This is a genomic window from Zongyangia sp. (genome assembly GCF_965361945.1).
Genome location: NZ_CBDTOK010000108.1, coordinates 1 through 6,744, shown reverse-complemented (window position 1 = coordinate 6,744; position 6,744 = coordinate 1). Strand labels below are relative to the sequence as shown.

Here is a 6,744-nt window from a genome sequence, read left to right as displayed (position 1 = left end):
CCGGATCGTCTACGATCAAACGCAGGATACCGAAGCTAGTGGTATCCGCAATGGATACCGCCCGGATATCTATCTGATTTTTGCCGAGGATTTCGGTGATCTGCACCAACCGACCCGACTTATTCTCAATAAACACGGATAGCTGTTTGACAACCACAAAGATCCCTCCCCACAAGGTATTTTCTTACCTTTATTATACCATACTCTGGCGGGATATTGTACCCGCTTTCCGGTAATTTTCCGCCAGCCTACTCCGCAAAGTGGGCCTTTCTGCCCAGGTCAAAAGCCTTGAGGTTGAGCTCCAGGAATTTCTGAGGTACACAGGCACGAACCGCATCCAGCCAAACCTGCTCATCAAAGTCCATGATGTTGGAAAGCGCGCCCATCAGCACCACATTGGCCGCTTTGGCATTGCCGGCCTCCTTAGCCAGGCTGAGCGCATCCAGATCCAGGATATGGATGCCCTTATCTCTGATCTTCTTGACAATGTCCGCCGGATACTGGGCCGCTCCGGTGATCACCGGCATGGGATCAATCTGCTGGTCACTGACAATGATCTTGCCGCCTTTTTTGAGATAGGAAACATACCGGGCCGCTTCCAGCACCTCAAAGGAGATGATGGCATCGGCCTCTCCCAACTCTACAATGGGAGAATAGACCTTACCCTCGGAATATTTGACATAGGTGACTACGCTGCCACCCCGCTGGCTCATGCCATGGACCTCCGACACCTTGACGTCATAGCCCTGGCTGAGCAGCACATTGCCTAAAATCCGGCTGGCCAGCAGGGAGCCCTGCCCGCCGACGCCGACAATCATAATGCTTTTGCTTTCACTCATGTTATTTCTCCTCCCCGCTCTGGATCGCATCAAAGGGACACAGGGATTTGCAGAGATTGCATCCCACACAAAGTGTCTCGTCGATGGAGGCTTTGCCGTCCTGGATGCTGATGGCCGGACATCCAATCTTCAGGCACATCTTGCAGCTTTTGCACTTATCTCTATCCACAATCAAGGGTTTTTCGTGCTTGACATATTTAAGCAGCGCGCAGGGACGGCGGGTGATGATGACCGACGGCTCCTCCGCGGCCAGTTCCTCTTTAATGACCCGCTCTGTTTCCTTCATATCAAAGGGATCCACCACCCGGATTCTCTTAACACCGGCGGCCTCGCAGATCTTTTCAATGCTCACCTTTTCCACAATGTCCCCCTTTAGGGTCTTGCCGGTGGTGGGATTCTGCTGATGGCCGGTCATGCCGGTAATGGAGTTATCCATAACGATGACGGTGGAGACGCCCTCATTGTAGGTGATGTCGATCAGTCCGGTGATGCCGGAGTGCATAAAGGTGGAATCTCCGATGACCGCCACCGAATTTTTGGCGCTGTCGAGGCCCCTGGCCTTGTTAAAACCGTGAAGCCCGGAGATGGAAGCGCCCATGCAAACGGTGGAATCCACCGCGAAGAGAGGCGCGGAAGCGCCTAGGGTGTAGCAGCCGATGTCGCCGCTGACCATGACGCCCAGTTTATGCAGCACATAGAATACCCCTCTGTGAGGACAGCCAGGACACATGACCGGCGGGCGGATAGGCACATCCTCTTCGAAGGTATCGAAGGGATTTTCCTTCCCGAGCAGGACCTTGGCCACAATGCGCTGGGAAAGCTCCCCGATGAGAGGGAACACGTCCTTGCCGTGGCAGGAGATGCCCAGACATTTGACATGGGTCTCGATGATGGGATCCAGCTCTTCCGCCACATAGATGGTTTTATATTTTTTCACAAATTCCTCAATCAGTTTCACCGGCAGCGGGTTGACAAGTCCAAGCTTTAAGACGCCGGCTTTGTCCCCTACCGCTTCCTTGGTGTACTGATAGGAAATACCGGAGGTGATGATGCCGATATCGCTGTCCGCGTCTTCAACCCGGTTGAGTCCTGTGGTCTCAGCCAGTTCTTTCAGCGCCTGCATCCGCTCTTCTACCACTACATGGCGTTTTTTGGCATTGGCCGGCGCCATGACATATTTGGCCGGGTCCTTTTTATATTCTTTGAGCGGCACCTCTTCCCGCTCCAAAAGCTCCACAGCACTCTGGGAGTGGGAAATGCGGGTGGAAAGGCGGAAGAGCACCGGTGTGTCATATTTCTCAGAAATCTCATAGGCGGCCTTGACAAAGTCCTTGCACTCCTGGGAGTCGGCAGGTTCCACCATGGGGAGTTTTGCCGCGATGGCGTAATGGCGGGAATCCTGTTCGTTCTGGGAGGAATGCATGCCTGGGTCATCGGCGACCGCAATAATCAGCCCGCCGTTGACCCCTGTATAGGTAGAGGTAAACAACGGGTCCGCCGCCACATTGAGGCCCACATGCTTCATGGCGCAGAAGGATCTGGCGCCGCCGATAGAGGCGCCGATGGCGACCTCTGTGGCCACCTTTTCATTGGGCGCCCACTCGGCATAGACCTCCGGATATGTAGCAACTGCTTCTGTAATTTCGGTACTGGGCGTACCGGGATAACTTGAGACGACGGTACAGCCGGACTCATAAAGTCCCCTGGCCACTGCGTCGTTTCCCAGCATTAACTGTTTCAATTTATTTTTCCTCCTTCGGTTGGTTTCTCAGATCAATGACACGCTTTGCCTTACCCGCAAAACGTTCCAGCTGCTTGGGCTGAACCAGGTTAACCTTGGCATCTAGTCCCAACACCGAGCGCAGCTTTTCCTTGATGGTATGCTGTAGGTTCTCCAGCTCCGCAAAGCGCTCCAACAGGGTCTCATCCACCAGCTCTACGTTGATTTCCAGCTTATCCATAAAGCCTTCCCGGGTGACCACGATCTGATAGTTGGGGCTGATTCCCTTCATACCCACAATTACGCTTTCAATCTGGGTGGGGAACACGTTGACACCCCGGATTTTCAGCATATCATCGGTGCGGCCCATGACTTTTTCCATCCGGGCAAAAGTCCTGCCGCACTCACAGGGCTCGTAATTGATCCGAGTGATATCCTTGGTGCGGTAACGAAGCAGCGGGAAGGCCTCTTTTCCCAAGGTGGTGATAACAAGTTCACCGGTATCCCCCTTGGCCTTGGTCTCCCCTGTATGGGGATCGATGATCTCGGGCAGGAAGTAGTCCTCGTTGATGTGCAGCCCCTCTCGGCGCTCACATTCGCCGGAAACGCCAGGGCCCATCAGCTCGCTCATGCCGTAGTTATCGGTGGCGAAGATACCCCAGGCATCCTCGATGGCGTTGCGCATCTCCACTGTGGAGCCCTCAGACCCAAACAGGCCCAGGCGCATCTTGAAGTCCTCCTTTTTGTAGCCCATATCCCGGGCCACCTCTGCCATATAGAGGGCATAGGAGGGGGTGCTGATGAGGGTGGTGGTTCCAAAGTCGTGCATCAGCATAATATTTTTTTCGGTGTTTCCTGAAGAGGTGGGCACTACGGTGGCGCCAATACGCTCCAGGCCATAATGCAGCCCCAACGCGCCGGTAAACAGGCCGTAGCCAAAAGCAACCTGGGCGATATCATCCTCTCTTCCGCCAGCTGCTACAATAAGCCGCGCCATTAGGTCGGACCACATATCAAGATCGTTTTTCGTGTAACCTACTACGGTGGGCTTGCCGGTAGTTCCAGAAGATGCGTGAATCCGCACCACCTTTTTCATAGGAACCGCAAAGAGCCCAAAGGGATAGTTGTCCCGAATATCTTCCTTGGTGGTAAAGGGAATCCTCTCCACATCCTGAAGACATTTGATTTTATCAGGGGTAACCCCCGCTTTTTCCAGCCGCTCATGATAAAACGGCACATTATCATAACAATATTTTACAATTCTTTGGAGCCGTTCTAATTGTATCTTTTCGATACTGGCTCTGTCCATGGTTTCCAAGTCCTTCTGCCAGAACACAGAATATCACTCCCCGTATCAATCAACATAAAATTTATTATACCGCAAAAATCCCAATAAAGCTATGGAATCTGCGCTATTTTTTCAAAAATCCGGTTGTAGATCACATTTGTTCCCCTAACGCGCAAGGAGAGAGCGGCAATCTGCCGCTCTCTTCACTTGTCATATTACAAAAGGAAAACCATTATTTTACAAAGTATGCCTTGTCGTAAAAGTGGCTGTTATCCTGTACCTTGCCCATCTTTGCCGCCACAAGACTGCCGATCCAACAGGCCAGGAAGGAAACCGCCATAGCCGCAACGCCGAAGATGGTAGCCTGGGCGGAATTAAAGCCGCTGAGCAACGCGAGTCCTAAGGAGACCACCGGCCCGGTGATCATACCGCACCAAGCGCCCGCCCGGTTCATGCCCTTCCAATAAAGGCCCAACATATATGGAGCTAAAAACGCGCCGGAGATGGTGCCCCAGGAAAAAGACATCAATGTTAAAATTGGCGTCTTAAATGAGGCGATCAGATAAGAGACAAGAATAAAGACCGCACAGAGAACCCGGGTTAAGGTCAGGGTTTTGGCCTTGTCTTCAGCAAATTTTGAGACCCGGTCAGCCACCAAATCCATAGAAATGGTGGAGCAGGAGGTCAGGGTAATGCCGGAGAGGGTGGATACGGAAGCTGAAACCACCAAAACCAATACAACCCCCAAAAGAATCACCGGCAAAGTCTGGGTTAAGATTTGCGGAACAATCAGGTCATAGTTGGCCTTTCCATCCAAGATCGGAACCTCTGTGAAAAAGATCCGGGAAAGTGAACCGATATAATAGGCGCCGCCCGCGATAATCAGGGCAAACAAGGTGGAAATCACCGTTCCCTTTTTGACGCCGTCCTCGTTTTTGATGCCGTAAAACTTATGAACCATCTGCGGCATCCCCCAGCTTCCCACGCTGGTCAGCAGGATCAGACAGATCACCGAAAGCGCCGTCTGGGGGGTAAAGAGCACATCCGACTGGGCGCACATGCTTTCCCAGACCTTCGTTACGCCGCTGGCAAAGCCGCCTACCTGCTCGCTTTCACTGACAAAAAAGAGCATGGCCGCCACGCCTACCAGCATGATGATGCCCTGGATAAAATCAGCCAGCAGTGTGGCAAAATATCCGCCCAGCACGAGATATATTCCCGAGACTACAGCAATGGCTGCCATGGCGATCTGATAGGGCACATGGAGCACACTCTCGCACAGATAGCTCAGCCCTGAATAGACGCTGGCCGAGTAGGGGGTCATAAAGATAAAAACAATGATGGCCGCGTAAAGCTTCATATTCCGGGAAAAATAGCGTTTTTCAAAGAACTGGGGCATGCTCTTGATTTTGAGCCGCCGGGTGACCTCCCGGGTCCGGTTGGCCAGCACCTTCCAGGCCAGCCAGGAGCCCAGGATCGCATTTCCAATACCGATGAGGATGGCAAACAGCCCATAGTCGAAGCCAGAGCGGCCTGCATATCCGATAAAGATTACCGCTGAAAAATAGGTGGTTCCAAAGCCAAAGGCCGAAAACCATGGCCCCGCGCTTCGGGATCCTACTACAAACCCGGTCAGCGTATCCGCTTTTTTAAAGCTGATAAAGCCGGTTGCTGCCATCAAAACCACATAGATGGCCAAGATGATCCATACTGTCATATATCCTTTCTCTCCTTTTATCCCGGCGGCCTCTTCCGCTCCTCTCTATTGCTTTAACGCGTCTATCCATTAAAGCATCCTGTGACAGTATATCGCTTTAACTCGCAAAAGTCAACAAAAAAGCAGGGAAACTTCCCTGCTTTGACGTAAAAAAACTTTTCACTTTTTCAGTAAGATTATCTAAAAAATCGAGATGTTCCAAGGAATGGGCATAAAAATCCTGCTACATTCCGGTGAGGTGCTCGATGAGGATCTTAACGCCGATGAGGACCAGAACAATCCCGCCGAAAATTTCTGCTTTCTGCTTGAGAGCGCCTCCCAGCTTTCTCCCGATGATGCCGCCGATCAGACAGCAGACAAAGGTCACCGTTCCAATAAAGGTGACCGACAGGATCAGATTGACCCGCATGAGGGCTAGGCTGATTCCCACTGCCAGGGCGTCAATACTGGTGGCGATAGATTGCAGCAGTAAAGTTTTCACCGTCAGTATCTTACCCGTGGGACATGAGTCCTCCTGGGGATTTCGCAGCTCAGCGATGGCCTCTACCACCATTTTACCTCCAATAAAGCCCAGCAGAATAAACGCAATCCAGTGATCCACCGATTCAATGAGGCCACTGAAGGTGGAACCCAGAGCATAGCCGATCAGAGGCATCAGTGCCTGAAAAACCCCGTAAGAAAGGGCCATCCAAACCACCATAGGGCCTTTCAGGTTCTTGTAACAAAGGCCGTTGGAGATGGAAACCGCAAACGCATCCATGGATAGCCCTAGCGCCAGTAAAAACAATGTAAGAAGACTCAATGGACATCCCTCTTCCTGTGATTCTTTAGGTAGCGTCGAAATATTAAAATTATAGAGGATAATTCTGCCTATGTCAAAGATTTTCCAGGAAAACATCTATTTTCTTGTACCCTATCCATTATTTTTGTCTCAACACATTCATAGTAGTTTTTTCCTTTTTCTATACCACTCATAGCGGGAAAGCTTATGTTTACACTTTTTTCATTGCTTTTCGCCGTCTGTTCGTGTAAAATAATGGGTACTGTCGAGCAGGCGTTATCATTGAGATGGGCGGGAGACGGTGCGGTTTTGTTTGGATATGTCAGGCCCTGTAAGCCAGAGCTGAAAATCAAAGAGTTTGAGCTTTATAAGTCCGTTTATTGCGGGCTGTGCAAGCAG

At 51.5% G+C, this 6,744-nt stretch carries 6 protein-coding genes and 1 pseudogene; 1 reads left to right on the top strand and 6 read right to left on the bottom strand.

The genetic code is table 11. From position 1 onward, the window contains the following. The 6 genes and pseudogenes from ACZ25G_RS07385 to ACZ25G_RS07360 form a co-directional block, all read right to left on the bottom strand. A pseudogene (locus ACZ25G_RS07385) lies at positions 1–157 on the bottom strand (acetolactate synthase); the annotation flags it as partial. Between the two features lie 91 nt (positions 158–248). Next, positions 249–839, bottom strand: coding sequence for an indolepyruvate oxidoreductase subunit beta (locus ACZ25G_RS07380; RefSeq protein WP_191483084.1), 591 nt, complete (start codon positions 837–839; stop codon positions 249–251). A 1-nt stretch (position 840) separates the two neighbouring features. Further along, positions 841–2,580 (bottom strand): indolepyruvate ferredoxin oxidoreductase subunit alpha, encoded by a 1,740-nt coding sequence (gene iorA / locus ACZ25G_RS07375; protein ID WP_191483085.1) that lies wholly within the window; start codon positions 2,578–2,580, stop codon positions 841–843. Position 2,581: 1 nt separating this feature from the next. Then, positions 2,582–3,895, bottom strand: coding sequence for a phenylacetate--CoA ligase family protein (locus ACZ25G_RS07370; RefSeq protein ID WP_463682023.1), 1,314 nt, complete (start codon positions 3,893–3,895; stop codon positions 2,582–2,584). A 184-nt stretch (positions 3,896–4,079) separates the two neighbouring features. Further along, positions 4,080–5,564 carry a sodium:solute symporter family protein gene (locus ACZ25G_RS07365; RefSeq protein WP_463682022.1) on the bottom strand — a complete coding sequence of 495 codons (1,485 nt, stop codon included), beginning with the start codon at positions 5,562–5,564 and terminating at the stop codon, positions 4,080–4,082. A gap of 223 nt (positions 5,565–5,787) precedes the next feature. Then, a complete protein-coding gene (locus tag ACZ25G_RS07360; protein WP_463682021.1) occupies positions 5,788–6,366 on the bottom strand; it encodes a manganese efflux pump MntP in 579 nt (192 codons plus the stop codon). A 186-nt stretch (positions 6,367–6,552) separates the two neighbouring features. Here ACZ25G_RS07360 and ACZ25G_RS07355 point away from each other — a divergent pair. After that, the coding region (locus ACZ25G_RS07355; RefSeq protein WP_463682020.1) for a DUF5685 family protein at positions 6,553–6,744 on the top strand (192 nt) is incomplete at its 3' end.